Origin of the sequence: Micromonospora sp. NPDC049559 (assembly GCF_040676675.1) — a bacterium.
Classification (GTDB): Bacteria; Actinomycetota; Actinomycetes; order Mycobacteriales; family Micromonosporaceae; genus JBFAPK01.
In genome coordinates this window covers 1-23,953 of record NZ_JBFAPK010000063.1, presented here as the reverse complement: position 1 = coordinate 23,953, position 23,953 = coordinate 1, and the positions used below count along the sequence as shown (strand labels likewise).

Annotated in this window: 22 protein-coding genes; 16 read left to right on the top strand and 6 right to left on the bottom strand. The window is 74.7% G+C overall.

Annotated features, from left to right (window positions below):
* The first annotated feature begins 82 nt into the window (after positions 1-82).
* Complete coding sequence (locus tag AB0J86_RS37650; RefSeq protein WP_363863314.1) at positions 83-1,516, top strand: family 1 glycosylhydrolase; 1,434 nt, start codon at positions 83-85, stop codon at positions 1,514-1,516.
* On the top strand, positions 1,513-2,787 hold the full coding sequence (locus AB0J86_RS37645; protein WP_363863311.1) for an MFS transporter: 1,275 nt from the start codon (positions 1,513-1,515) through the stop codon (positions 2,785-2,787). Before AB0J86_RS37650 ends, AB0J86_RS37645 begins: the two co-directional genes overlap by 4 nt.
* A 30-nt stretch (positions 2,788-2,817) precedes the next feature.
* On the opposite strand, the gene AB0J86_RS37640 is transcribed toward AB0J86_RS37645, so the two are convergent.
* Positions 2,818-4,056: an SLC13 family permease gene (locus AB0J86_RS37640; RefSeq protein WP_363863308.1), complete on the bottom strand. Its 1,239-nt coding sequence runs from the start codon at positions 4,054-4,056 to the stop codon at positions 2,818-2,820.
* Positions 4,057-4,275: 219 nt separating this feature from the next.
* On the opposite strand from AB0J86_RS37640, the gene gltX reads away from it, so the two are divergent.
* A complete protein-coding gene (gene gltX, locus AB0J86_RS37635; RefSeq protein WP_363863305.1) occupies positions 4,276-5,685 on the top strand; it encodes a glutamate--tRNA ligase in 1,410 nt (469 codons plus the stop codon).
* A 69-nt stretch (positions 5,686-5,754) separates the two neighbouring features.
* On the opposite strand, the gene AB0J86_RS37630 is transcribed toward gltX, so the two are convergent.
* Complete coding sequence (locus tag AB0J86_RS37630) at positions 5,755-6,369, bottom strand: copper resistance CopC family protein (RefSeq protein ID WP_363863303.1); 615 nt, start codon at positions 6,367-6,369, stop codon at positions 5,755-5,757.
* A 234-nt stretch (positions 6,370-6,603) separates the two neighbouring features.
* Between AB0J86_RS37630 and AB0J86_RS37625 the strand changes: the two genes are divergently transcribed.
* A complete protein-coding gene (locus AB0J86_RS37625; RefSeq protein ID WP_363863300.1) occupies positions 6,604-7,269 on the top strand; it encodes a hypothetical protein in 666 nt (221 codons plus the stop codon).
* A gap of 30 nt (positions 7,270-7,299) precedes the next feature.
* Positions 7,300-8,628 (top strand): TIGR04013 family B12-binding domain/radical SAM domain-containing protein, encoded by a 1,329-nt coding sequence (locus AB0J86_RS37620; RefSeq protein WP_363863297.1) that lies wholly within the window; start codon positions 7,300-7,302, stop codon positions 8,626-8,628.
* 9 nt (positions 8,629-8,637) lie between these two features.
* On the opposite strand, the gene AB0J86_RS37615 is transcribed toward AB0J86_RS37620, so the two are convergent.
* Both AB0J86_RS37615 and AB0J86_RS37610 read right to left on the bottom strand, forming a co-directional pair.
* Positions 8,638-9,000 (bottom strand): hypothetical protein, encoded by a 363-nt coding sequence (locus tag AB0J86_RS37615; RefSeq protein ID WP_363863294.1) that lies wholly within the window; start codon positions 8,998-9,000, stop codon positions 8,638-8,640.
* Between the two features lie 170 nt (positions 9,001-9,170).
* Positions 9,171-9,806 carry a hypothetical protein gene (locus tag AB0J86_RS37610; RefSeq protein ID WP_363863291.1) on the bottom strand — a complete coding sequence of 212 codons (636 nt, stop codon included), beginning with the start codon at positions 9,804-9,806 and terminating at the stop codon, positions 9,171-9,173.
* 184 nt (positions 9,807-9,990) lie between these two features.
* Between AB0J86_RS37610 and AB0J86_RS37605 the strand changes: the two genes are divergently transcribed.
* Entirely contained in the window at positions 9,991-11,256 is a 1,266-nt protein-coding gene (locus tag AB0J86_RS37605; RefSeq protein WP_363863288.1) for a histidine kinase, read from the top strand.
* Complete coding sequence (locus tag AB0J86_RS37600; RefSeq protein ID WP_363863285.1) at positions 11,253-11,921, top strand: response regulator transcription factor; 669 nt, start codon at positions 11,253-11,255, stop codon at positions 11,919-11,921. The genes AB0J86_RS37605 and AB0J86_RS37600 overlap by 4 nt, the downstream gene beginning before the upstream one ends.
* A gap of 101 nt (positions 11,922-12,022) precedes the next feature.
* Here AB0J86_RS37600 and AB0J86_RS37595 read toward each other — a convergent pair whose 3' ends face one another.
* On the bottom strand, positions 12,023-12,667 hold the full coding sequence (locus AB0J86_RS37595; RefSeq protein ID WP_363863282.1) for a phosphatase PAP2 family protein: 645 nt from the start codon (positions 12,665-12,667) through the stop codon (positions 12,023-12,025).
* 70 nt (positions 12,668-12,737) lie between these two features.
* Here AB0J86_RS37595 and AB0J86_RS37590 point away from each other — a divergent pair, with 70 nt between their 5' ends.
* From AB0J86_RS37590 to AB0J86_RS37550, 9 genes are all read left to right on the top strand, one after another.
* Positions 12,738-13,940, top strand: a complete 1,203-nt coding sequence (locus tag AB0J86_RS37590) for a helix-turn-helix domain-containing protein (protein WP_363863279.1) — start codon at positions 12,738-12,740, stop codon at positions 13,938-13,940.
* Positions 13,941-14,076: 136 nt separating this feature from the next.
* Positions 14,077-15,249, top strand: a complete 1,173-nt coding sequence (locus tag AB0J86_RS37585; RefSeq protein ID WP_363863276.1) for an acyltransferase domain-containing protein — start codon at positions 14,077-14,079, stop codon at positions 15,247-15,249.
* 88 nt (positions 15,250-15,337) lie between these two features.
* Entirely contained in the window at positions 15,338-16,276 is a 939-nt protein-coding gene (locus tag AB0J86_RS37580) for a beta-ketoacyl-ACP synthase III (protein WP_363863273.1), read from the top strand.
* Positions 16,277-16,417: 141 nt separating this feature from the next.
* Positions 16,418-16,660 carry an acyl carrier protein gene (locus AB0J86_RS37575; RefSeq protein ID WP_363863270.1) on the top strand — a complete coding sequence of 81 codons (243 nt, stop codon included), beginning with the start codon at positions 16,418-16,420 and terminating at the stop codon, positions 16,658-16,660.
* 2 nt (positions 16,661-16,662) lie between these two features.
* The gene (locus AB0J86_RS37570; RefSeq protein WP_363863267.1) at positions 16,663-17,886 is read left to right on the top strand and encodes a beta-ketoacyl-[acyl-carrier-protein] synthase II; all 1,224 of its coding nucleotides are present in this window, start codon (positions 16,663-16,665) and stop codon (positions 17,884-17,886) included.
* A gap of 66 nt (positions 17,887-17,952) precedes the next feature.
* On the top strand, positions 17,953-19,374 hold the full coding sequence (locus AB0J86_RS37565; RefSeq protein WP_363863264.1) for a carboxyl transferase domain-containing protein: 1,422 nt from the start codon (positions 17,953-17,955) through the stop codon (positions 19,372-19,374).
* A 179-nt stretch (positions 19,375-19,553) separates the two neighbouring features.
* Entirely contained in the window at positions 19,554-20,270 is a 717-nt protein-coding gene (locus AB0J86_RS37560) for a class I SAM-dependent methyltransferase (protein ID WP_363863261.1), read from the top strand.
* 98 nt (positions 20,271-20,368) lie between these two features.
* The gene (locus AB0J86_RS37555) at positions 20,369-22,396 is read left to right on the top strand and encodes an NAD-binding protein (RefSeq protein ID WP_363863258.1); all 2,028 of its coding nucleotides are present in this window, start codon (positions 20,369-20,371) and stop codon (positions 22,394-22,396) included.
* Positions 22,397-22,477: 81 nt separating this feature from the next.
* Positions 22,478-23,104: a class I SAM-dependent methyltransferase gene (locus AB0J86_RS37550; protein ID WP_363863255.1), complete on the top strand. Its 627-nt coding sequence runs from the start codon at positions 22,478-22,480 to the stop codon at positions 23,102-23,104.
* A gap of 42 nt (positions 23,105-23,146) precedes the next feature.
* Here the strand turns inward: AB0J86_RS37550 and AB0J86_RS37545 are convergent, their stop codons facing one another.
* Positions 23,147-23,791, bottom strand: coding sequence for a M15 family metallopeptidase (locus AB0J86_RS37545; RefSeq protein ID WP_363863252.1), 645 nt, complete (start codon positions 23,789-23,791; stop codon positions 23,147-23,149).
* Between the last annotated feature and the right edge of the window lie 162 nt (positions 23,792-23,953).

Here is a 23,953-nt window from a genome sequence, read left to right as displayed (position 1 = left end):
TCCGGACGAAATAGGCGCGGTATATCCAACGACACGCCGACGGACTAGAGTCCGAGGAACTTTCGTGTTTCCGGGAGGGCGGATGACCGGTCCGATGCCCGATTTCCCCGCCGGCTTCACGTGGGGCGTCGCCACCTCCGCGTACCAGATCGAGGGCGCCACCACGACCGACGGGCGCGGACCATCCATCTGGGACACCTTCGCCCGCGCCCCGGGACGTGTCGTCGACGGCGGCACCGGCGACGTCGCCTGCGACCACTACCACCGGTACGCCGAGGACGTGGAGCTGATGGCCGGGCTCGGCGTCGGGGCGTACCGCTTCTCCGTCGCCTGGCCGCGCGTGCAGCCGGCGGGGTCCGGCCCGGCCAACCCGGCCGGCCTCGACTTCTACGACCGGCTCGTCGACGCGCTGCTCGCCCGCGACATCGACCCGGTCGCCACGCTCTTCCACTGGGACCTGCCCCAGCCCCGGCAGGACGCCGGCGGCTGGCTGGCGCGGGACACCGCCCACCGGTTCGCCGACTACGCCGACCTGGTGGCCGCCCGGCTCGGCGACCGGATCAGGCTCTGGATCACGCTCAACGAGCCCTTCGTGCACATGAGCCTCGGCTACGCCATGGGCGTACACGCGCCCGGGGAGGTCCGCCTCCTCGACGCCGTCCCGGCCGCGCACCACCAACTGCTCGGGCACGGTCTCGCGGTCGCCGCGCTGCGCGCCCGTACCGGCAGTCCGATCGCCATCGCCAACAACTACTCGCCGGTCCGGCTCGCCGGCGACACCGCCGCCGACCGGGCCGCCGCCCGGGCGTACGACGCACTGCACAACCGGCTCTTCACCGACCCGCTGCTCGGCCGGGGCTACCCCGCCGACCTGCTGGGCCCGGCCGGGTTGCTGGACCCGCGCGCGCTGCTGGACCCGGGCGCGCTGCCGGAGCCGGACGGGCCGCTCGGCCTCGCCGGGCCGCTCGACCCGGGCGGGCCGGCGGGCGTGGCGCTGGTCCGACCCGGTGACCTGGAGACGATCGCGGCGCCGATCGACGCCCTCGGCGTCAACTACTACAGCCCCACCGGGGTACGCGCCGCCGAGGCGGGCAGCCCGCTGCCGTTCGAGCCGGTACCGCTGGGCGGGTACCCGACCACGAGCTTCGGCTGGCCGGTCGCCCCGGACGGGCTGCGCGAGCTGCTCACCTCGCTGCGGGACCGGTACGGCGACGACCTGCCGCCGATCTACGTCACCGAGGGCGGGTGCAGCTACGACGACGTCGTCCAGCCCGACGGGCGCTGCCACGACCCGGAACGCATCGCCTATCTCGACGGACACCTGCGGGCGGTACGGGACGCGCTGGACGACGGCGTCGACGTGCGCGGCTACTTCGTCTGGTCGCTGCTGGACAACTTCGAGTGGGCCGAGGGCTACACCAAACGCTTCGGCCTGGTCCACGTCGACTTCGACACCCAGGTGCGCACGCCCAAGAGTTCGTACGCCTGGTACCGCGACCTCGTCCGCCCGCGATGACCGCGCTGGACCCGGCCCGGGCGGCGCCGCCGGCCGCGCTGGCCGAGCCGACCGTACCGGTGGGTCGAGGCTGGATCGCGCTGATCTTCAGCGCCAACCTCGGGGTCTGGGCGGCCTTCTTCACCCCGATCCAGATCCTGCTGCCGCAGCAGGTCGAGTCGGTCGTGCCGGACGGCAAGGAGGCCGCGTTCGCCGTAGTCACCGGCTTCGGCGCGCTGGCCGCCGTGATCGCCAACCCGCTCGCCGGAGCGCTCTCCGACCGTACCGGCCCGCGGCTGGGCGGGCGGGAGTTCGGCCGCCGGCACGTCTGGACCATCGGCGGGGCGCTGCTCGGCGCGGCGGCGCTGGTGCTGCTGACCCGGCAGCACGGCGTCCTCGGCATCACGGTCGCCTGGGTCGCCGCCCAGGTCTGCCTCAACGCGATGCTCGCCACGCTGACGGCCGCCGTCCCGGACCGGGTACCGGTGCGCCAGCGCGGCGGCGTCTCCGGCTGGGTCGGCATCCCGCAGGCGCTCGGGCTCGTGGTCGGGGCGGCGCTGGTGACGGCGGCGGGCGGTACCGCGTCCGGCTACCTCGCCGTGGCCGGGGCCCTCCTGCTGCTGGCGCTGCCGTTCGCGCTGCTCACCCCGGACGATCCGCTGCCGCGCCGGCACCGGCCGCCGCTGCGCCCCCGCGACCTGCTCGCGGGCCTGTGGATCGACCCGCGCCGGCACCCGGACTTCGCCTGGGCCTGGGGCACCCGTTTCCTCGTGCAGATGGGCAACGCGCTCGGCACGCTCTACCTGCTCTACTTCCTCCAGGACCAGGTGCGCCACGGTGATCCGGAGAGCGGGCTGCTGATCCTGATCCTGCTCTACACGGCCGGCATGGCGGCCACCGCCGTGGTCTCCGGACGGATCTCGGACCGCTCCGGCCGGCGGAAGGTCTTCGTCATCTGGTCCGGGGTGATCATGGCGGTCGCCGCGCTGCTGCTGGCCGTCTGGCCGATCTGGCCGGCGGCCGTGGTGGCGGCGGTGCTGCTCGGCGCCGGCTACGGGGCCTACCTCTCCGTCGACGCCGCCCTGATCACGCAGGTGCTGCCCCGGGCCACCGACCGGGCCAAGGACCTCGGTGTGATCAACATCGCGAACGCGGCCCCGCAGGTGCTCGGGCCGGCGCTCTCCGCCCCGATCGTGGTGCACCTCGGCGGCTACCCCACCCTCTACGCCGCGACGGCCGCGATCACGCTGCTCGGCAGCGCCCTGGTGGTCCGCATCCGGAGCGTGCCGTGACGGTACGCGTCCTGCCGGAGCGGGTCGGCGTCAGCGGGTGAGCAGCAGGGCGGCCACCGCCCCGGCGAGCGAGACGGCCGCCGTCACCGTGCCGGTCCCGACGAACCGCCCCCATTCGACGCGCAGTCCGGCCGACCGGCAGCGCTCCAGCCAGAGCAGCGTCGCCAGCGACGCCCACGGCAGCACGAGCGGACCCACGTTGGTGCCGATCAGCAGACCGAGCAGCGCGTCGGTGTGGCCCGCCGGCACGACCGCCTCGCCCGCCAGGTACGCGGGCAGATTGTTGATCAGGTTGGCCAGCACCCCGCCGGTGGCCGCCGCCCGCCACACCCCGGGCGCGCCGGGGTCCTCGCCGACGGCCGCCCGCAACAGCGGCGTCAGGCCGTGCCGGCCGAGCGTGTCGACGATCAGGAACAGCCCGCCGACCGAGGCGAGCAGCTGCCACGGCAACAGCCGCCAGCTCAGCTCGCCCCGGGCCCGCACCGCGAAGGCCGCCAGCAGCACCAGCGCGCCGCCGACCGCGACCGCCTCGATCGGTACGCCGGCCAGAATGCCCGCCACGAACGCCGCGCAGGTCGCGGCGGCCGTACCGAAGAGCACTCGATCGCGGGGTGCCAGCGGTTCCGGCGGCTCGTACCGGTCGCGGGCGCGCCGGCCCCGGCGCCAGTAGAAGATCCAGAGCCCGGCGGCGGTGACCAGCAGGGTGACCGCCGCCGGCAGCGCCATCCGGCCGGCGAACCGCGGCACGGGCAGCCCCAGCCGGTCGGCGGCGAGCAGGTTGGTCAGGTTCGAGACCGGCAGCAGCAGGCTGCCGGTGTTCGCCAGCCAGACCGTGGTCATCGCCAGCGGCGTCGGCGCGATGCCGGCGCGGGCCGCGGTGGCGAGCATCACGGGGGTGAGCAGGACGGCGGTCGTGTCCAGGTTGAGGATCACGGTGGTCAGCACGGCGAGCCCGACGACCAGGGCGAAGAGCGCCGGATAGCTGCCCCGGGCGGCGATCGCCACCCGGGCGGCCAGCACGTCGAAGAACTCCGCCCGGGTGGCCAGCTCGGCCAGGACGAGCACGGCCGCGAGGAAGACCAGCAGCGGCGCGACCCGCCGCAGCGTGGCGCCGGCGTCGCTGGCCGGTACGAGACCGGCGGCGAGCAGGAGCAGACCGAGCGCGAGCAGGCCCAGGGCGAGCAGGTCGGCCCCGGCCAGCCCGATTTGTCGCCCGGCCCCGGCCAGCCCGAGCCGTCGCCCGACCCGTGACCGTTCCCCCGTGCCCAACCCGTTCCTCCTCGCCGTCGGCGTCGACATCGGCAGCGCCGGCACCCGTGGCGCCGATACCCCGTGGGGGTGCTACCCGTGGCCCGGTGCCCCGGGGCGGCGGCCCCGGTGTGCCCGCATCCGCCCTGGTCGGCGGCGCCCGGCGACGATAGCTGCCCGACCGGGTCGGCCCGGAAACCTGGTGGCACGGCCTCCGGGGGACGGCCGTAGGCTTGGGCCGTGACGGTACGCGTACGCTTCGCCCCTTCTCCGACCGGTATGTTCCACGTCGGCGGTGCCCGCTCGGCCCTGCAGAACTGGATTTACGCCAAACAGCAGGGCGGGGTCTTCGTGCTCCGCATCGAGGACACCGACGCCGCCCGGAACCGCCCCGAATGGACCGAGGGGATCCTCTCCGCGCTGGACTGGATCGGCATCGAGCGGGGCACGTACGAGGGGCCGCACTTCCAGTCGGCCAACGCGCAGCAGCACCGGGACGCGGCCGGGCGGCTCTACGGCGCCGGCCGGGCCTACTACTGCGACTGCACCCGCGAGGCGGTCCAGGCCCGCACCGGATCGCAGTACCAGGGCTACGACGGCTACTGCCGGGACCGGGGCCTCGGGCCGGGCGAGGGGCGGGCGCTGCGCTTCCGTACGCCCGACGAGGGCGAGACCGTGGTGGTCGACCTGATCCGGGGCGAGCCGACCTTCGAGAACAAGCTCATCGAGGACTTCGTGATCGCCCGGGGCGACGGCTCGCCGGTCTTCCTCCTGGCCAACGTGGTCGACGACATGATCATGGGGATCACGCACGTGATCCGGGCCGAGGAGCACCTGCCCAACACGCCGAAGCAGCAGTTGCTCTGGGAGGCGCTCGGGGTCAAGCCGCCGGTCTGGGCACACGTGCCGGTGGTGGTGAACGAGAAGCGCCAGAAGCTCTCGAAGCGGCGCGACAAGGTGGCCCTGGAGGCGTACCGGGACGAGGGCTACCTCGCCTCGGCGATGCGTAACTACCTGATGCTGCTCGGCTGGGCGCCCTCGGGCGACCGCGAGATCGTGCCGTGGTCGGTGATCGAGTCGGAGTTCCGGCTGGAGGAGGTGAACCCCTCCCCCGCCTTCTTCGACGAGAAGAAGCTGCGCGCCTTCAACGGCGAGTACATCCGGGCGCTGCCGGTCGCCGAGTTCGTCGCCGCCTGCCAGCCCTGGCTGACCGGTACCGCCACGATCGCCCCGCCGCCGTGGCGGCCGGAGGAGTTCGACGCCGACGCCTTCGCGGCGGTGGCCCCGCTGGCCCAGACCCGGATCGCGGTGCTCAGCGAGGTCGTCCCGAACGTCGACTTCCTCTTCCTGGAGTCGCCGTTGATCGACGAGGCCGCCTGGGCGAAGACCATGAAGGAGGGCGCGGCGGAGCTGCTCGACGCCGCGGTGGCCGCCTTCGAGGGGCTGCCGTCGTGGGACGCCGCGACGCTCAAGGAGACGCTCGAGGAGGTCGGCGCGGCGCGCGGGCTGAAGCTCGGCAAGACCCAGGCCCCGGTACGGGTCGCGGTGACCGGCCGTACCGTCGGCCTGCCGCTCTTCGAGTCGCTGGAGGTGCTCGGCCGCGAGCGGACCCTCGCCCGGCTGCGCGCGGCCCGGCTCCGCCTGCCCTGATCCGACCGACCGCCCGTCCCGGCGCCGTCAGGACGCGGCGCCCGGGCCGGGCCGGTCAGCCCGGGTCGGTCAGGCCGACCGGCGGCGGCGTAGCAGCAGCGCGCCGCCGCCGAGAAGCAGGATCACCAGTACGCCGCCGCCGGCCCAGAGCCACCACGGCGTCCCGTCCTCGCGGGTCAGGCCGCCCGTGGCCCGGTAGGTCGGGCTCGCCGTCGCACCGGGTGGGGTCGCGCCGGGCGGCGTCACGGCGGCGACCGGCGCGCTCGTGGCGACCGGCCCGGGGCTCGGCGTGGCCGTGGCCACGCCGACGGTGAGGGTGAACCGGATCTCGCCCTTGATCGGGTGCCCGTCGCCGGAGGCGACCTGGTACCCGACGATGTAGAGACCGGCCGCGCCGGGGCGCAGTGGCGCGGAGACCTTCGCGCCGTCGAAGGCGGGCTTCCCGCCCAGCGCGTCGACGTTGTCCGGCCCGGTAATGGTGAGCTTCGTGGTGTCCGGGTCGAGCCGGGACAGGAAGTTCAGCCGGACCCGCTCCGGGGCCGCCGGCAGGCGGGCCCCGTTGGCGGGGTCGCTGCCCACCAGCGAGTTGTGCGCCGCCGCCGGCAGGGCCGGAAGCAGGGCACCGACGAGCCCCACCGCGATCGCCAACAGCAGCCCGGTTTTCCGGGTCCCCCTGTCCCGCATGGACGACACCGTACCGGTACGATTCGTGCCTCCGATCAATGGCTCGTCAGATGTCGACCCGAGATCGCAGATAGTTCCAAATACTGGTCGTTCGGGTGCAACGGAACGACCTTCTGCGGAGTCTAAGAAGGTGAGGATCACGCGCCTGCCTCAGCGGGCACGATCCGCGCTTTCCACGACCAAACCAGCGCCTGCGGCAAGGCCATCCATCGAAACGGGGCGAGGAGGTCGGCGATGGTCCGAAGGGTGATTCGTCGGCTCGGGGTCGCGATAGCGGCGCTGGCGGTCGCGCTCGTGTCGCCGTTGGCCGGTACGGCCGCGTACGCGGCACCGACACCCCCGCCCCCGCCGGCGGGCGTGAGCATCACCGGGGACGGTATCGCCACTCCGCTGACCATCCGCGCGGACGCCGACGCCGTGCGGTTCGGCGCCGTGATGGAGCAGGTGAACTGGCTCAGCGGCCCCGGGCAGACCAACGCCCTCTCCGCCGAGGACCTCGGCCCGAAGTACACGGTCGTGGTGCTCGCCGGTGAGACGCCGAAGCAGACGTACGACCTCTATCCGCTGGCGAAGGGCGGACCGCGCGCCTGCCGGCCGGCCAAGCAGCCGGACAGCCGCAAGAACAGCAGCGGCCCGGCGTGGTTCTTCGGCCGGCTCAGCATGACCGAGGCGCTGCTGGCGGCCGGGGTGCCGCTGCCGCAGCAGGACGGCGTCCCGGTCAGCGGCGGCATCGGCGGCGGCGCCAAGGCGATCCCCGACGCTCCCACGAAGCCGAGCGAGGACCTCGACAACGTCCTGACCGACCTGCGCCGGCTGCTGCTGCTCAACACCGGGGTGATCCTCCTGATCACGCTCGGGCTGGCCGGCATCTCGCTGCTGGTACGCCGCCGCACCCGCTAGGGTCCGCGACCGGCCGCTACAGTTCGCCGCATGTCCCGGCTCGACCTGTTGCTCGTGCTGCGTTACCGCAAGGCGGTCACGTACGGCCACCACACCCTCCTCGCGGCGCTGGAGGAGCACCGCACCGGCACCCGGTACGGGGTCGTCTTCGCCACCACCGAACAGGAGTGCGTGACCGCGATCCGCGAGGCCACGGCCGAACGGGTCCTGGTGCTCTGGTCGTTCTACTCGCCGGACGCCGCCACCCTCGCCGAGGAGCTGGCCCGGATCAGGCTGGCGGCGCCCGGCGCGGTGCACGTGGCGGGCGGCGTGCACGCCACCGCCGAGCCGATCCAGACCCTCGACGCCGGGTGGGACATCGCCGCGGTGGGCGAGGGCGAGACGACCCTGCTCTCCCTGGTCGACGCCGGCGGTCTGCCGGAGGGCGTGGCGGGGCTGGTCTACCGGGACGCCGCCGGGGCGGTGGTGCGCACCGGCCGGGCGGAGCGCCGCGAGCTGGACGCGTACCGCGCCTTCCCGGTCGACCACCGGCGGTACAACCCGATCGAGATCACCCGGGGCTGCGTCTACGCCTGCCGGTTCTGCCAGACGCCGTTCATGTTCTCGGCCCGGTTCCGGCACCGGTCGGTGGAGAACGTCCGCTGGCACGTACGCCGGATGCGCGAACACGGCCTGCGGGACGTGCGCTTCATCACCCCCACCTCGCTGTCGTACGGATCACAGTCGGAGGAGCCGAACCTGGAGGCGGTACGCGAGCTGCTCGCCGCGGCCCGGGAGGAGATCGGCCCGCACGGGCGAGTCTTCTTCGGCTCCTTCCCCTCGGAGATCCGCCCGGAACACGTCAGTGTGGAGGCGCTGCGCCTGGTCCGCCGGTACTGCGACAACGACAACCTGATCGTCGGGGCCCAGTCCGGCTCGGCCGACGTGCTGGCGGCGGCGAAGCGCGGGCACGGCGTCGAGGAGGTGCGGCGGGCGGTCCGCCTCGGCGTGCAGGAGGGGTTCCGGATCAACGTAGACATGATCTTCGGCATGCCCGGCGAGGGCCCCGACGAGGTACGCGACTCGCTCGCCCTGGCTCGGGAACTCGCCGAACTCGGCGCCCGGATCCACGCGCACACCTTCATGCCGCTGCCCGGCACGCCCTGGCGGGACGCCCCGCCCGGCGACGTCGACCCGGCCACGATCAGCGAGGTGGACCGGCTCTCCAGCCAGGGCGCGCTCTACGGGCACTGGCAGCGCCAGCGGGAACACGCGAACCGGCTGGCCGCCGCCGCGAAGGCGTACCCGAGGCCGGGACGCAGCCGTACGCTGCCGCTGCTGGCCCAGCCGGCGCCGGGCGAGCCTGCCGTCGAGCGGTAGCGCCGCGGCTCAGCACCACCGGTCCGGTGGCCGCTCCCGCCGGGTGGCCCGGGGCCGGGGACGTACCGCGCCGTGCCGGTGTGCCCCCGCCCAGCCGGGCCGGTCGGGCCGGCAGGTCGGTCCCGCCGCGACGGCCTCCGGTTCGCCCGCCGGCTCGCCGACGCGCTGGCGCGGCACCCGGGCGGCGGGGTCGTCGGTCTCGCTCCGGTCGGCCGGCGCCGCCGCCGCACCGTCGATCAGAGGCGGCGTCGCCCCGCAGCTCCAGCGCAGGAGCTTGCCGGAGCCGGCGGTCGCCGGCTGCTGCTCCTGATTGCCAAGCAGGCAAGGTTTCTCGCCTTCGGCGCGGCCCTGCTCGGCCTCCCCGTGCGCCATGCCGTCTCCTTACACTCGCCATCGCCGGGTGGGCGGTCACCCGGTGACGGACGCGCCGCGATGACTCGTGGTCAGCGGCTCGCCGTACCTGGGCTCTGTCACCGTACTTGCCCGAGGCGACGAGTTCGAGGGCAGCGGGGCCGGGAAATCGTTCGCATTGGCGAACGTACTCAGTCGCGCCCCCCGATCCGGGGCTTGCCTGGGTCCCCGGTCAGGGACTCGCTCCCGACGCGGTCCGGGGTTTCGGCCCCCGCGCGGTCCGGGGTCTCGGCCCCCGCGCGGCTCGGGAAGAGCGTGGCCCAGACCGGGAAGGCGACCAACCAGATTCCCATCGCCACGCTGAGCCGCCCGATCCAGTCCCGGAGCGCCTCCGTCCGCGCGGCGTCGCCGACGTAGCGGATGCCGGCGCCGAGCAGGGCGCAGGCGACCGCCCAGCCGATCATGCCCTTGCCCCACTCGCGCCACTCGTAGCGGGCCCGCGCCCAGCCGCCGCGCGGGGGCCGCCACGGCGGCGGGCCGCCGGCGAAGCGGTGGGCGAAGCGCTGGTCGGCCCAGCGGACCAGGCTGGACCCAAAGGCGACGGAGAAACCGAGGTACGCCGCGGCCAGGCCGTGCACGCCGCGGGCGGTACCGCCCCGGCGCAGGTCCACCACCGTGGCGACGAGCAGCGCCAGGTCCACCAGCGGCACGCTCACCAGCAGCACCGTGCTGAGCCGGCGCAGCCGCAGCAGGTACCGGGCGACCAGCCCGGCACCGAGCAACACCCAGAACGCGACCTCGCCCGCCACGAGCACCGCCACCACCATGTCATCGACCTCCCCCGGTCCGTCCCCACCAGGGTGCCGGCGCGGCGGGGCGGTCACGTCGGCGCCGGTGGCGAGATCGCGGTCCGCCGAAGGATGGAGGCGTACACCCTTCGGTGGAGCCGGCCCGCCGCGGCTCGTCGTACGGGCCGATGGCGGACGGGCCGGAACGTGGTGGGATCGGGGCATGACGGTACGGCTCCCCCGGCTGCCCGGCGGTCCACTCGGCCTGGACATCGCGCTGGCGGTCGCCTCGTTCGCCGGCGGCCTGCTGCTCTACAGCCTCGACATGTACCTGACGATGACCCCGCACCGGGACACCCCGGCGCCGCTGTTCCTGGTCACCCTCGCCGCCGCGTGCGTCGCGGTCGGCCTGCGCCGGCTCGCCACCCGGAGCAGCCTGGCGATCGGTACCGTCGCCGTCCTGACCGACCTGGCGTTGGGCGCCTCACTGGCCACCGCGCTCGTCTACACCCAGGTCCTCTACGACGCCTGCGTGTACGGCTCGGCCCGGATGTGGCGCCGGCTGCTCGGCGTCACGCTGGCGTTGACCGGGGTCGGCGCGGTCGCCGGCATCCTGCTCGCCGGGCGCTGGCAGGGCATCGCGCTGGCCGTACTGGTGCTGCTGGTCGGGGTCCTGCCGGTGGTGACCGGGATCAGCGTCCGGCAGTACCGCGACCAGGCCGTCGCCGAGCGCGCCCGGGCCGAGCAGACCGCCCGGCTGGCCGAGCTGGACCGGCGGCAGGCGGTCAGCGCCGAGCGCAACCGGATGGCCCGGGAACTGCACGACGTGATCGCCAACCATCTCAGCGCCGTGGCGATCCACGCCACCGCGGTGCTCTCGGTGCCGTCCCTGCAACGGACGCAGGTGGAGCAGGCGCTGCGGGTGATCCGGGAGAACAGCGTGCAGGGGCTCGCCGAGATGCGCCAGATGATCGGCCTGCTGCGCGAACCGCCCGGGCCGGTGGACGGCGGCCGGCTCGGGGACGCCGCCGGGCCGGGGCCGGTCGAGGCGGCGGACGAGCCGGTACGGGTACGCCTCGCCGAGCTGGACCGGCTGCTCGACGCGGCCCGCGACGCCGGCCTGCCGGTACGGCTGGAGACGACCGGCGCGCCCCGGCCGCTGCCGGCCAGCGTGGACCTGGCCGCGTACCGGATCGTGCAGGAGTCCCTCACCAACGCGCTCAAGCACGGGGCCGGGCCGGCGCTGCTCGACGTCCACTACGACGCCGGGTCGATCCGGCTGACCGTGGAGAACCCGCTGCCGGAGCCGGGCGGCGACGACGGCGGCTCCGGGCCGGGCCGGCGGACGGAGCTGCCCGGGTCCGGCGCCGGGCTGGTCGGCATGCGGGAGCGGGCCAGCCTGCTGGGCGGCCGGTTCGACGCGGGGCCGCTCGGCCGGCGGTGGCGGGTGTCGGCGGAACTGCCCACGACGACGGCGCCGGCCCGATGACGGCGCCCGGATCCGCCGTACGGGTGGTGCTCGCCGACGACCAGGAGGCGGTACGCGCCGGGCTCGCGTTGATCCTCGCCGCGGCGCCCGGGGTGGAGCTGGTCGGCCAGGCCGCCGACGGGGCACGGGCGGTGGCGCTCTGCCGGGAACTGCGTCCCGACGTCGCCGTGCTCGACGTGCGGATGCCGCGCCAGGACGGCATCGCGGCGACCCGGGAGATCGTCGCGGCGGGGCTCGCCGACGTGCTGGTACTGACCACCTTCGACATCGACGAGTACGTCTTCGGGGCGCTGCGGGCCGGGGCGGCCGGCTTCCTGCTCAAGGACACCGACGCTGAGGGCCTGGTCGAGGCGGTGCGTACCGTCGCCCGGGGCGAGGGAATCATCGCGCCGGCGGTGACCCGGCGCCTGATCAGCGCGTTCGCCGCGACGGCGCCGGGACCGGCCGCGACGACCCGGGAGGCGGTGGCGGAACTGACGCCGCGCGAGCGGGACGTGCTCGCCTGCCTCGGGCTGGGCCTGTCGAACCAGCAGATCGCCGAGCGGCTGGCCATGGCGGAGAGCACCACCAAGACCCACGTCAGCCACATCCTGGGCAAGCTCGGCCTGCGCAGCCGGGTCCAGGCCGCGATCCTGGCCCAGGAACTCGGCCTGGCCCGGCCGTGAGCCGGATCAGCTCGCGGCCGTGAACCCGGATCAGCGCGGTCCCCGTGAGCCGGATCAGCGCGGTCCCCGTGAGCCGGGTCAGCGCGCGGCCGTGGGCCGGGTCAGCGCGACGCGGTGGCCCGTACCGGCGGGGTGGCGCGCCGGCTGAGCCGGGCGGCCGAGGCGACCACGGCCAGCGCGAGCAGCCAACCGCCGAGCACGTCGGCCGGCCAGTGCGCCAGCAGCAGCACCCGGGTCAGGCCGATGAAGAGCGCAAACCCGGTCGCCAGCACGACGGCGACCACCCGCGCGGTCCTCGTGACCCGGTGCCAGAGCAGCAGTACCGCCAGCAGCGCCGCCGCGGCCGCGTTGCTGGCGTGCCCGCTCGGGAAACCGTTGCTGGTCACCACGACGAAGCCGTCCCGGGGACGGGGGTGGTGGACCAGCCAGTGCTGCACCCCCCAGAGCACCGGGACCAGCACGGTGACCAGCGCGGCGAAGGTCGCGGCGGCGCGCTCGCCGCGGGCCACCAGCACCAGCGCCAGCGCCGTTCCGAAGAGCACGAACGGCACCGTGGCCGCCGCGTCGGTGGCGACCCGCAGCACCGACACCAGCCCCGGCCGCTCCTCCCCGTACCGTCGGAGGTCCTGGCTCAGGGCGGTGTCGAGCTCGCGCAGCGGCGCCCAGCCGGCGATGGTCAGCGCGAGCAACGCGAGGAAGCCGGCCAGGGCGGCGAGCGGTACGGCTCGGGGCGGACGGGCGACCATCGGTGCATGATGACACGATTCCGGCCGGCCGGGCCCCGGCACCCGCGCCGGGGCGTGACAGGCTAGGGGCGTGGGAAGCGAATCGGGCGAGGTCGCGCTGGCCGCCACGCTGCGCCGGATCGAGCGTTCGGCGGGGGCGTTGGCGACGGCGAGCGTGGCCCGGATGGACGAGACGCTGCCCTGGTTCCGTGGCCTGCCGGCGGACCAGCGCGCCTGGGTGATGCTGGTCGCGCAGGCGGGCGCCCGGTCGCTGGTGGAGTGGCTGCGCTCGGGCGGCGGCGCGGCGGACAGCCCGCAGGAGGTCTCCGACGAGGTCTTCGCGGCGGCGCCCCGGGCGCTGGCCCGGTCGATCAGCCTGCAACAGACGGTCGCCCTGATCAAGGTGACCATCGACGTCGTCGAGGAGCAGGTGCCGGACCTGGCCGCCCCGGGCGAGGAACAGCAGCTGCGCGAGGTGGTGCTCCGCTTCTCCCGGGAGATCGCGTTCGCGGCGGCGCGGGTGTACGCGCGGGCGGCGGAGTCGCGCGGCGCCTGGGACGCCCGGTTGCAGGCGTTGCTGGTCGACGCGCTGCTGCGCGGCGACTCGCCGGACGTGCTGGCGAGCCGGGCCGCGGCGTTGGGCTGGCCGGACGCGCCGCCGGTGGCGGTGGCGGTGGGCCGCTCCCCGGGCGGTGACGTGACGGCGGTGCTGCACACCGTCTACCGGGCGGCCCGCCGGATCGGCGTGGAGATCATCGGCGGGGTGCACGGCGACCGGCTGGTGGTGGTGCTCGGGGGCGCGGCCGACCCGCTGGCCGCGACGGAGAAGCTGCTCGCCGGCTTCGGCACCGGCCCGGTGGTGGTGGGTCCGGCGGTGCCGACGCTGGACGAGGCGACCGACTCGGCGCGGGCCGCGCTGGCCGGGTACCGGGCCGCGCCCGCCTGGCCGACCGCGCCGCGCCCGGTCGCCGCGGTCGACCTGCTGCCGGAGCGGGCCCTCGCCGGGGATCTGGAGGCGCGCCGCAGCCTGCGGCAGGACGTCTACGGGACGCTGGTACGTGCCGGCGGCGAGCTGCTGGAGACGCTGGACGCCTTCTTCGCGGCCGGCGGCGTACTGGAGAGTGCCGCGCGGGCGCTCTTCGTGCACCCCAACACGGTGCGGTACCGGCTGCGGCGGATCGGCGACGTGACCGGCTTCTCGCCGCTGGCGCCGCGGGACCAGTTCGCGCTCCGGGTGGCCCTGACCATCGGCCGGCTCGACCCAGCCGCCCCGGTGGCCTCAACGACAACATAACCGCCACACGAGCACAATCCGGCCCAAAATAGCCGCCATCTCCGCCGATCTTTGTGGGAACCCCACAAAGCTAGTAGTACGGATTGGTGACTGCCGTCAACCTCATGACCGCCTCCTTTCCTGGAGAGTCATAACCGTGCTCGCCGTACTCTCGCCCGGCCAGGGTTCACAGAAGCCTGGCTTCCTCACCCCCTGGCTCGACCTGACCGGCACCGAGGCGCGACTGCGCTGGTGGTCCGCGCTGGCCGGGGTCGACCTGCTGCACCTCGGTACGGAGGCGGACGCCGAGGAGATCAAGGACACCGCCCGGACCCAGCCGCTGCTGGTGGCCGCCGCGCTCCTCGCGGCCGAACACCTCCCGATGCACGACGTCGCCGTGGCCGCCGGGCACAGCGTCGGCGAGCTGGGCGCCGCCGCCCTGGCCGGCGTGCTGCCCGCCGAGGCGGCAATCGCCCTGGCCGGCGCGCGGGGCCGGGAGATGGCCGCGGCCTGCGCCCTGGAGCCGACCGGCATGGCCGCCGTGCTCGGCGGGGACGAGGCCGAGGTGCTCGCCGCCATCGAGGCGCACGGGCTGCACCCGGCCAACCGCAACGGCACCGGCCAGATCGTCGCCGCCGGCGCGCAGGACCGGCTGGAGAAGCTGGCCGCCGAGCCGCCCGCCAAGGCGCGGGTACGCGTCCTGCAGGTCGCCGGCGCGTTCCACACCCCGTACATGGCGCCGGCCGAGCAGGCCCTCGCCGCCGTCGCCCCCGGCATCAGCCCGGCCGACCCGAGCCGGATCCTGCTGTCCAACCTCGACGGTGCGGCGGTCAACAACGGCCGGGAGATGCTCCAGCGCCTGGTCCGCCAGGTCACCGCCCCGGTCCGCTGGGACCTGTGCATGCGTACGCTCGCCGACCTCGGGGTCACCGGGATCATCGAACTCGCCCCGGCCGGCACCCTCGCCGGGCTGGTCAAGCGGGAACTCAAGGAGACCGGCGTACCGGAGATCGTCACCCTGAACACCCCGGACGACCTGCCGGCGGCCCGTGACCTGATCGCGCGGCACGGCGCCGCGCCCAGCCACGAGCCGGCGATCCAGTTCCGGGTGGTGGTCGCCGCCGCGGCGGGCACCTTCGAGCCGGCCGAGGGCCTGGCCGAGGGCGACACCGTCAAGGCCGGGCAGGTCGTCGGCCAGGTGGTGACCCGCCAGGGCGCGGTCGAGGTGACCGCGCACGGCGCCGGCGTACTCACCGAATGGCTCGCGGACCCGCAGGACCCGGTCGCACCGGGCCACCCCCTCGCCCGTATCGGAGGACACCTCTCATGACCGCGCTTCCCGAGCCCGCCGCCGGCCGGCCCGCCGCATCCGCCGCCGGGCGACCCGCCGCATCCGCCGCCCTCGTGGCGGTGACGGCATGAGCCGCGTCATCGCCATGGGGCACTACCAGCCCTCCCGGATCCTCACCAACGACGACCTGGCCAAGATGGTCGACACCAACGACGAGTGGATCCGGGACCGGGTCGGCATCGCCACCCGGCGGATCGCCGACAACGAGACCGTCGCCGACATGGCCGCGGCGGCGGCCGGCAAGGCGCTGGCCAACTCCGGCCTGACCGCCGCCGACATCGACCTCGTGGTCGTCGCCACCTGCACCTCGGTCGACCGCAGCCCCAACGTGGCCTGCCGGGTCGCCGCGAAGCTCGGCATCGACGCGCCGGGCGCGTACGACATCAACACCGCCTGCTCGGGCTTCTCGTACGCCCTCGGCACCGTCGACCACGCCCTCGGGGCGGGGGTGGCCCGCAACGCCATCGTCATCGGCGCGGAGAAGCTCTCCGACTTCACCGACTGGACCGACCGCTCCACCTGCATCCTCTTCGGCGACGGCGCCGGCGCGGCCGTGGTCACCGCCACCGCCCCGGGCGAGCCCGCCGGCGTCGGGCCGGTGGTCTGGGGCTCGGTACCGGAGCGCAGCGAGGCGGTACGGATCGAGGGCTGGCGGCCGTACGTGCAGCAGGAGGGGCAGTCGGTCTTCCGCTGGGCGACCACCGCGCTGGCGCCGCTGGCGCTGCAGGCCTGCGAGCGGGCCGGCGTGGCCCCGGAGGAACTGGCCGCGTTCGTACCGCACCAGGCCAACGCGCGCATCATCGACGGCATCGCCAAGCGGCTCGACATCCCCAACGCGATCGTGGCGAAGGACATCGTCGAGTCCGGCAACACCTCGGCGGCGAGCATCCCGCTGGCGCTGTCCAAGCTGGTCGAGCGGCGCGAGGTGCCCTCGGGCGCCCCGGTGCTGCTCTTCGGCTTCGGCGGCGGCCTCACCTACGCCGGGCAGGTCATCCGCTGCCCGTGAGCGCGACGGTGCCGGTCCGGGCCCAGCCCGGCACCGGTGCCCGGTACCCGCAGTCCCGATTCCCCCGGTCGCGATCCCGCCGGCCGGACCCGGCGGTAACGTCCGCCACCGCAGATACACCCAGCGAGAGGAAAGCAACACATGTCATCCCGTGACGAGATCACCGCCGGCCTCGCCGAGATCCTCGAAGAGGTCGCCGGGGTGAACCCGGACGACGTCTCGGAGGAGAAGTCGTTCACCGACGACCTCGACGTCGACTCGCTCTCCATGGTCGAGGTCGTCGTCGCGGCCGAGGAGAAGTTCGGCGTCAAGATTCCGGACAACGAGGTGCAGAACCTCAAGACCGTCGGCGACGCGGTCTCCTACATCGAGGCGCAGTCCTGACCATGACCGGTCCTGACGTCGTCGTCACCGGGCTCGGCGCGACGACCCCGCTCGGCGGGGACGTCGCGTCCACCTGGGACGCCATGCTCGCCGGCCGCTCCGGGGTGGGTCCGCTCACCCAGGAGTGGGCGGCGCAGCTGCCGGTACGCATCGCGGCGGCGCTCGCCGTCGATCCGAGCGAGGTGATCGACCGGATCAAGCTGCGCCGGCTCGACCGGTCGGAGGCGATCGCGCTGATCGCCGCCCGGGAGGCCTGGGCCGACGCGGGTCTGGCCGACGCCGGGCTCGACCGCGAACGGCTCGGGGTCAGCTTCGGTACCGGTATCGGCGGCGCGCAGACGCTGCTGGCCCAGGACGACATCCTGGAGGCGTCGGGCCCGCGCCGGGTCTCGCCGCACACCGTACCGATGCTGATGCCGAACGGGCCGGCCGCCTGGGTCGGGCTGGAACTGGGTGCCCAGGCCGGCGTCCACTCCATGTCCAGCGCCTGCGCGACCGGTGCGGAGGCGATCGCCCTGGGGCTGGACATGATTCGCGCCGGCCGGGCCGACGTGGTGATGACCGGCGGTACCGAGGCGGTCATCCACCCGCTGCCGATCGCGGGCTTCGCCTCGGCCCGCGCCATGTCGACCCGCAACGACGAGCCGGAGCGGGCCTCCCGGCCGTGGGACCGGGCCCGGGACGGCTTCGTGCTCGGCGAGGGCGCCGGAGCGCTGGTGCTGGAGCGCGCCGACCACGCCGTCGCCCGGGGCGCCAAGATCTATGCCCGGGTCGCCGGGGCCGGCATCACCTCCGACGGGTACGACATCGTGCAGCCGGACCCGCAGGGCGCCGGCTTCGTCCGGGCGGTACGGATGGCGCTGCGGGACGCGGAGATCGACAAGTCGGAGATCGTCCACGTCAACGCGCACGCCACCTCCACCCCGACCGGCGACATGATCGAGGTGGCCGGGCTGCGCGGCGCGCTCGGCGACCACCCGGTGCTGACCGCGACCAAGTCGCTCATCGGGCACCTGCTCGGCGCGGCCGGCGCGGTCGAGTCGATCGCCACCATCCTGGCCATCCGGGACGGCGTCATCCCGCCCACGATCAATCTCGACGACCCCGAGGACGGGCTCCTCGACGTGGCCGCACACAAGGCACGGCACCTGGAGATCCCCGCCGCGCTCAACAACTCGTTCGGGTTCGGCGGGCACAACGTGGCTCTCATCTTCACCCGGGCCTGAGACCGCGCCACACCGCCGGCCCGCTTCCACCCCCGCGTTGGCCGGAACCTGGAATTGGAGGCTTTCGTGACCGTTACTACCACCAGCGCCGATCCGTCCCTGGTCGACCACCGGGACCCCGAGGTACGCCTCCGCGCGCTGCTCGACCAGGGCTCCCTGCGCCTGGCGATGCCCCGGGACAGCTCCGGTGTGCTCTGGGCGCGCGGCGAGATCGACGGCACCCCGGTGATCGCCTACGTCACCGACGCCACCAAAATGGGCGGGGCCATGGGCATCGAGGGATGCCTGCACATCGTCGACGCGATCGACGCCGCGGTGCGCGAGCGGGTGCCGGTGCTCGGCCTCTGGCACTGCGGCGGCGCGCGGCTGGCCGAGGGCGTCGTCGCGCTCGACGGGGTCGGCCAGGTCTTCGCGGCCATGGTGCGCGCCTCGGGCCGGGTACCGCAGATCTCCGTGGTGCTCGGGCCGGCCGCCGGCGGTGCGGCGTACGGGCCGGCGCTGACCGACATCGTGATCATGTCCGGGAACGGCCGGATCTTCGTCACCGGTCCCGAGGTCGTCCGCAGCGTCACCGGCGAGCAGGTCGACATGGAGCGGCTCGGCGGCCCAGAGCCGCACGGGCGGCGCTCCGGCGTCGTGCACGTGACCACCAAGGACGACGAGTCGGCGCTCGCCGAGGCCCGCAAGCTGGCCGCGCTCCTGGGCCACCAGGGCCGGTTCACCCCGGCGGACGTCGCCTCGGACGAGGCGGGCCACGACCTGGCCGCGCTGATGCCGGCCGAGACCAGCCGGGCGTACGACGTGAAGCCGGTGGTCAAGGCACTGCTGGACGCCCCCGGCGTGGAGCTGCACGCCAAGTGGGCGCCGAACATCGTCACCACGCTGGGCCGGTTCGCCGGCCGTACGGTGGGCGTGATCGCGAACAACCCGCTGCGGCTCGGCGGCTGCCTCGACGCGTCCAGCGCCGAGAAGGCCGCCCGCTTCGTACGGATGTGCGACTCGCTCGGCGTACCGCTGATCGTCCTGGTCGACGTGCCGGGCTACCTGCCCGGTCTCGGCCAGGAGTGGGACGGCGTGGTGCGCCGCGGGGCGAAGCTGCTGCACGCGTTCGCCGAGGCGGTGGTGCCGCGGGTGACGCTGGTGACCCGCAAGGCGTTCGGTGGGGCGTACATCGCGATGAACTCCCGCTCGCTCGGCGCGACCGCCGTCTTCGCCTGGCCGAACGTGGAGATCGCGGTGATGGGCGCCTCAGCGGCGGTGAACGTCCTGCACCGCAAGAAGCTGGCCGCCGTGCCGCACGAGGAGCGCGAGGCGCTGCGGGCGCAGCTCATCGAGGAGCAGACCCGGGTGGCCGGCGGCGTCGAGCGGGCGCTGGAGATCGGCGTCGTCGACGCCGTGATCGAGCCGGGCGACACCCGGCGCCGGATCGCGGAGGCGCTGGCCGCCGCCCCGGCGGCGCGCGGCGCGCACGGCAACATCCCGCTCTGACCGGGGTACGTGGGAGGGACCCGTCGTCATCGCTTTCCCCGATGACGGCGGGTCCCTCCGCGTTCGTCGGCAGGGGCCCGTTCACGTTCGTCGGCAGGGGGCCGCCCGCGCTCGGTAGTAGGGCCTCTTCCCGCTTGTTAGGGTGGGTCGCCGCCGAGCCGTCCCGCGAGAGGTGACCGTTGGAAGCCACCGAGATCCGCAAGCTCGCCGCCCTGGAGGACACCCACTGGTGGTACCGGGAGCGGCGGGTCCTGCTCGCGCGGGCGCTGCGGCGGCTGGCCGCGGCCGGGCAGCGGCCTGAGCGGGCGCTGGACATCGGTGCGGCCGGTGGCGGCAACACCCGCGTGCTGCGCGCGCACGGTTGGCGTCCGATCGCGCTGGAGTACAGCGCCGAGGGGGCCGGGGTGGCCGCCGAACGCGGGCTCGACGTGCTCCGGGCCGACGCCCGCTTTCTGCCGCTGCCGTCGGCGAGCCTCGGCCTCGTGGTCGCCTTCGACATCCTGGAGCACATCGACGAGGACCACCTGGCCGCCGCGGAGATCGCGCGGACGCTCCGGCCCGGCGGTACGGCCCTGATCGCCGTACCGTGCGACATGCGGCTCTGGTCGGCCCACGACGTCGCCGTCGGGCACGTACGCCGCTACGACCGCGCCTCGCTCACCGCCCTGCTGGAGAAGGCCGGGCTGGTCGTCGACGAGCTGTGGAGCTGGAACGTGCTGCTCCGGCCGGTGGCCGCCTGGCGCCGGCGCAACTCCACCGGCAGCGACCTGGACGAGCTGCCCGGCGTGGTCAACCTGGGGCTGCGCGCCATCATCACCGCCGAGCGGTACCTGCCGGTGAAGTCGCTGCCGGGGGTGTCGCTGATGCTGCGCGCCCACCGCCCCGCCGAGGGCTGACGGCGCGACGACCGCCGCTCGGGCGGTGCCCCTGGGCCGACGGGCCGCGCGGCAGCCGCTCGGGCGGTGCGGCGGCGGCCGACGGTTACGATCCAGGGGTGTCCGGCGACGTCCCGCGCCCGCGCCACAGCACCCCGGCCGCCGACGCGACCACGGCCCACGGCCCGACCCCGGCGATCGATCCGACTCCAGCCCCCGATCCGGCGCTGGCGGCCGGCCCGGTGCCCGCGACCGATCGGCCGAGGCCCGATATTCCGGACTCGATCCGCCCGGCGTCCGGTCCGGCCCGGCCGGTCGAGGCCGACGACGGCCCGCTCCGGTTCGTCGTCTGCGGCGACAACGCGCTCGCCCGCCGGCTGGTCGGCGAGCTGATGGACACGTACAACGCGCACGTGACGGTGATCGTACGGTCGGCGACCGCCAACGCGGCGCCCGAGATCGTCGATCTCCGCCCGGAGAACGGCGACCCCGCGCTGCGCCCGGTGATCCTCATCGCGCCCCGGCTGAACCAGGAGGTGTTCCGGCGGGCCGGACTGGCCGAGGCGGACGCGGTCGCGCTGGTCAGCCAGGACGACGTGGCGAACGTCGACGCCGCGCTGATCGCCCGCGAGGTGAACCCGACCGTCCGGATCGTGGTGCGGATCTTCAACCCGGTGCTCGGCGAGGGGATCACCGCGATGCTCGGCGACTGCGGCGTGGTCTCGGGCTCCGAGTTCGCCGCGCCCGCCTTCGTGGCCGCCGCGCTCGGCGAGGAGACGCCGACCTACGTGCGGCTGGCCGGCGACGACGTGCTGATGGCGGCGCAGCGCAGCACCGTCGGCGACGACGTCATCTGCGGGCTGGCGATCACCTCGGACGACGGGTCCGAGCCGGTACGGCTGCCCGAGGACGAGGACGCGGCCGACCTGGTGCTGGTCCGGGCGTACCGCGGCGCGCAGCGCCCGGAGCGACCGGCGCGGACCCGGGGGCGACCGCTCTGGGCGCTGCGGCTGGTCTTCGGCCGGAACCTGCGGCTCGCGCTGGCCAGCCTGGCGCTGGTCCTCGCCGGCGGTGCGCTGGCGTTCGCCCAGGCCCGGCACGTCAACCTGGTCGAGGCGGCGTACCTGAGCGTGCTGGCGGCGCTCGGCGGGGCGGACGCCGACACCGGGGCCTCGTTGCTGGAGAAGGTCAGCTCGGTCGTGCTCGTGGTGACCGGCGTCGCGCTGGTGCCGACCGTGACGGCGCTGGTCGTCGACGCGGTCGTCAACGCCCGGCTGAAGCTCGCCTCCGGCGGGCTCATCCGGCCGGTCTCGGACCACGTGGTCGTGGTCGGGCTCGGCAACGTGGGCACGCGGGTCGTCCGGGAACTGCACGAGTTCGGCGTCCCGGTGGTCGCCATCGACCGCTCGGCCCACGCCCGGGGCGTACCGGTCGCCCGCGAACTCGGCATCCCGGTGATCGTCGCGGACGCGAACAGCGCGGCAACGCTGCGGGTCGCGTCGGCGCAGACCGCGCGGGCGCTGGTGGCGCTCTCCACCGACGACGTGACGAACCTGGAGACCGCGCTGCTGGCCCGCGCCATCCACCGGCAGCACCAGCAGCGGTCCGCCCCACCGGACGCCACCGGCGTACCGCCGAAGCTGCGCGTGGTGCTGCGGCTCTTCGAGGAGGAGTTCGCCCAGCGGGTGCGGCGGGCCTTCGACATCAACCAGTCGCGCAGCGTGTCGTACCTGGCCGCGCCGGCCTTCGCGGCGGCGATGATGGGCCGCGAGGTGCTCGACACCATCCCGGTCGGCCGGCGGGTGCTGCTCGTGGCGGAGCTGCCGGTCGGGGCCGGCTCGGAGCTGGAGGGACGGACCTGTCCGGAGGTGAGCCGGCCGCACCGGGTACGCCTCATCGCGGTGCGTACCCGGACCGGCCAGACCCTCTGGTCGCTGCCGCCGCGCCGGCTGCTGGTCCGCACCGACCGGCTGCTGGTGGTGGCGACCCGGGCCGGGCTGGCCGACCTGCTGGCCCGTACCGCCGGGGTGGCCGATCCGCCGCCGCTGGTCGAACCGGAGCCGCTGCGGCTGCTGATGGCCGCCCAGCAGCCGCGCCGGCAGCGGCCGGGCCGCCCCGATGCGGAACCCACGAGCCCCCGGGGCTGACAGGTTGGTGGTAGGTTCCGGCGACGGCAACCGCCCGATTGGTACCGATCCCGCGCACCCCACCCGGAGGAGAGAGTTCAGATGCTGGCAGCGGTCAAGGGTCTGCTCGGCCACGTCCCGCTCTACGTCGCGCTCCAGCGCGGGCTCGGCGCCGACCGGCTCCGGTACCGGTGCCTGGACGAACTCGACCTCGCCGACGGCGACACGGTGATCGACGTGGGCTGCGGCCCGGCGTACTACTTCGAGCGGCTGCCCCGGGTGCGCTACTACGGCTTCGACACCGCGCCCCGCTACATCGAGTACGCCCAGCGGCGCTGGGGCGGCGACCGGGCCGAGTTCCACTGCGAGGTCTTCGGCGAGCAGCACCTGGAGCGGATCCCGCCGGCCAACGCGATCCTGCTGCTCGGCCTGCTGCACCACCTCTCCGACGACGACTCGCGGCACCTGCTCCGGGTGGCCGGCAAGGCGCTCGCCCCGGGCGGCAAGGTGATCGCGGTCGACACCTGCTACGAGCCGCGCCAGGGGCGGGTCTCGCGCTGGATGTCCGACAACGACCGGGGCGAGCACGTCCGCGAGCCGGACGGCTTCGTCGCGCTCGCGCGGGAGTCGTTCGAGGACGTGGACGGCGAGATCATCGACGACGCCACCCGCATCCCGTCGAGCTTCTGGCTGATGCGGATGCGCAAACCCCTCTCCTCGTCGATCTAGGGCAAATCCTCGTTAGTTGACCTCCAATCGCGACGATTTGCCCTAGATCGACGGGAGCGGGCCGTACCGGGTGCGGGGCGCGGCGGTCACCAGCGCCCAGTACCGTTCGCCGTACGACCAGTGCCACCACTCGGTCGGGTAGTTCACCAGCCCCGCGGCGCCCAGCGCGGCACCCATGATCCGCCGGTTGCGGCGGGCCGCCGCCGGGATGTTCGCCGCCGCCGTGAAGCAGGCGTTCCCGCTGGCCTCCGGGGTGGCGTCGACGACGGTACCCAGGTCCAGCTCGACGCCATCCTCGGTGCAGAGGGTCAGGTCGACCGCCCCGCCGGTGCTGTGCGGCGCCACCTCGACGGGCGAGACGAACTTGCTGGTCTCCCGGTGCAGCCGCGCCGCCGACCAGGACGGGTGGAGCCGGCGCAGCTCGTCCCGGTAGCCGGTGAAGATGGCGAGCTGCGCGTCGTAGGGGCGGTACCCCTCGATCACCAGCAGCCGCAGCCCGGCCGGCAGCAGCCGCTGCGCCGCGAGCAGCCGCTCGGCCAACCCGCGCCGTACCCGGGCGTAGGCGCCCGCGGCGTCGGCGGCCCGGCCGTCCAGCCGCAGCTCGGGCACCTCGCGCAGGTCCACGAGGGGGTCGCCGTCGTCGCCGCCGGGGATCGCGGCGATCCGCGGGTCGCAGAGCAGGACCACCTGCTCCCCGGCGCCGGCCGCCTCACCGGTCGCCGCCGGCCGCCCCGCCGCCGCACCGGTCGCCGCCGGCTGCCCGGGTGCGGGGGGGGGGCGGGCGGGCGGGGGGCGGCCCCCCCCGGGGCGCGGGGGGGGGGGGGGGGGGCCGGGGCCCCCCCCCCCCCC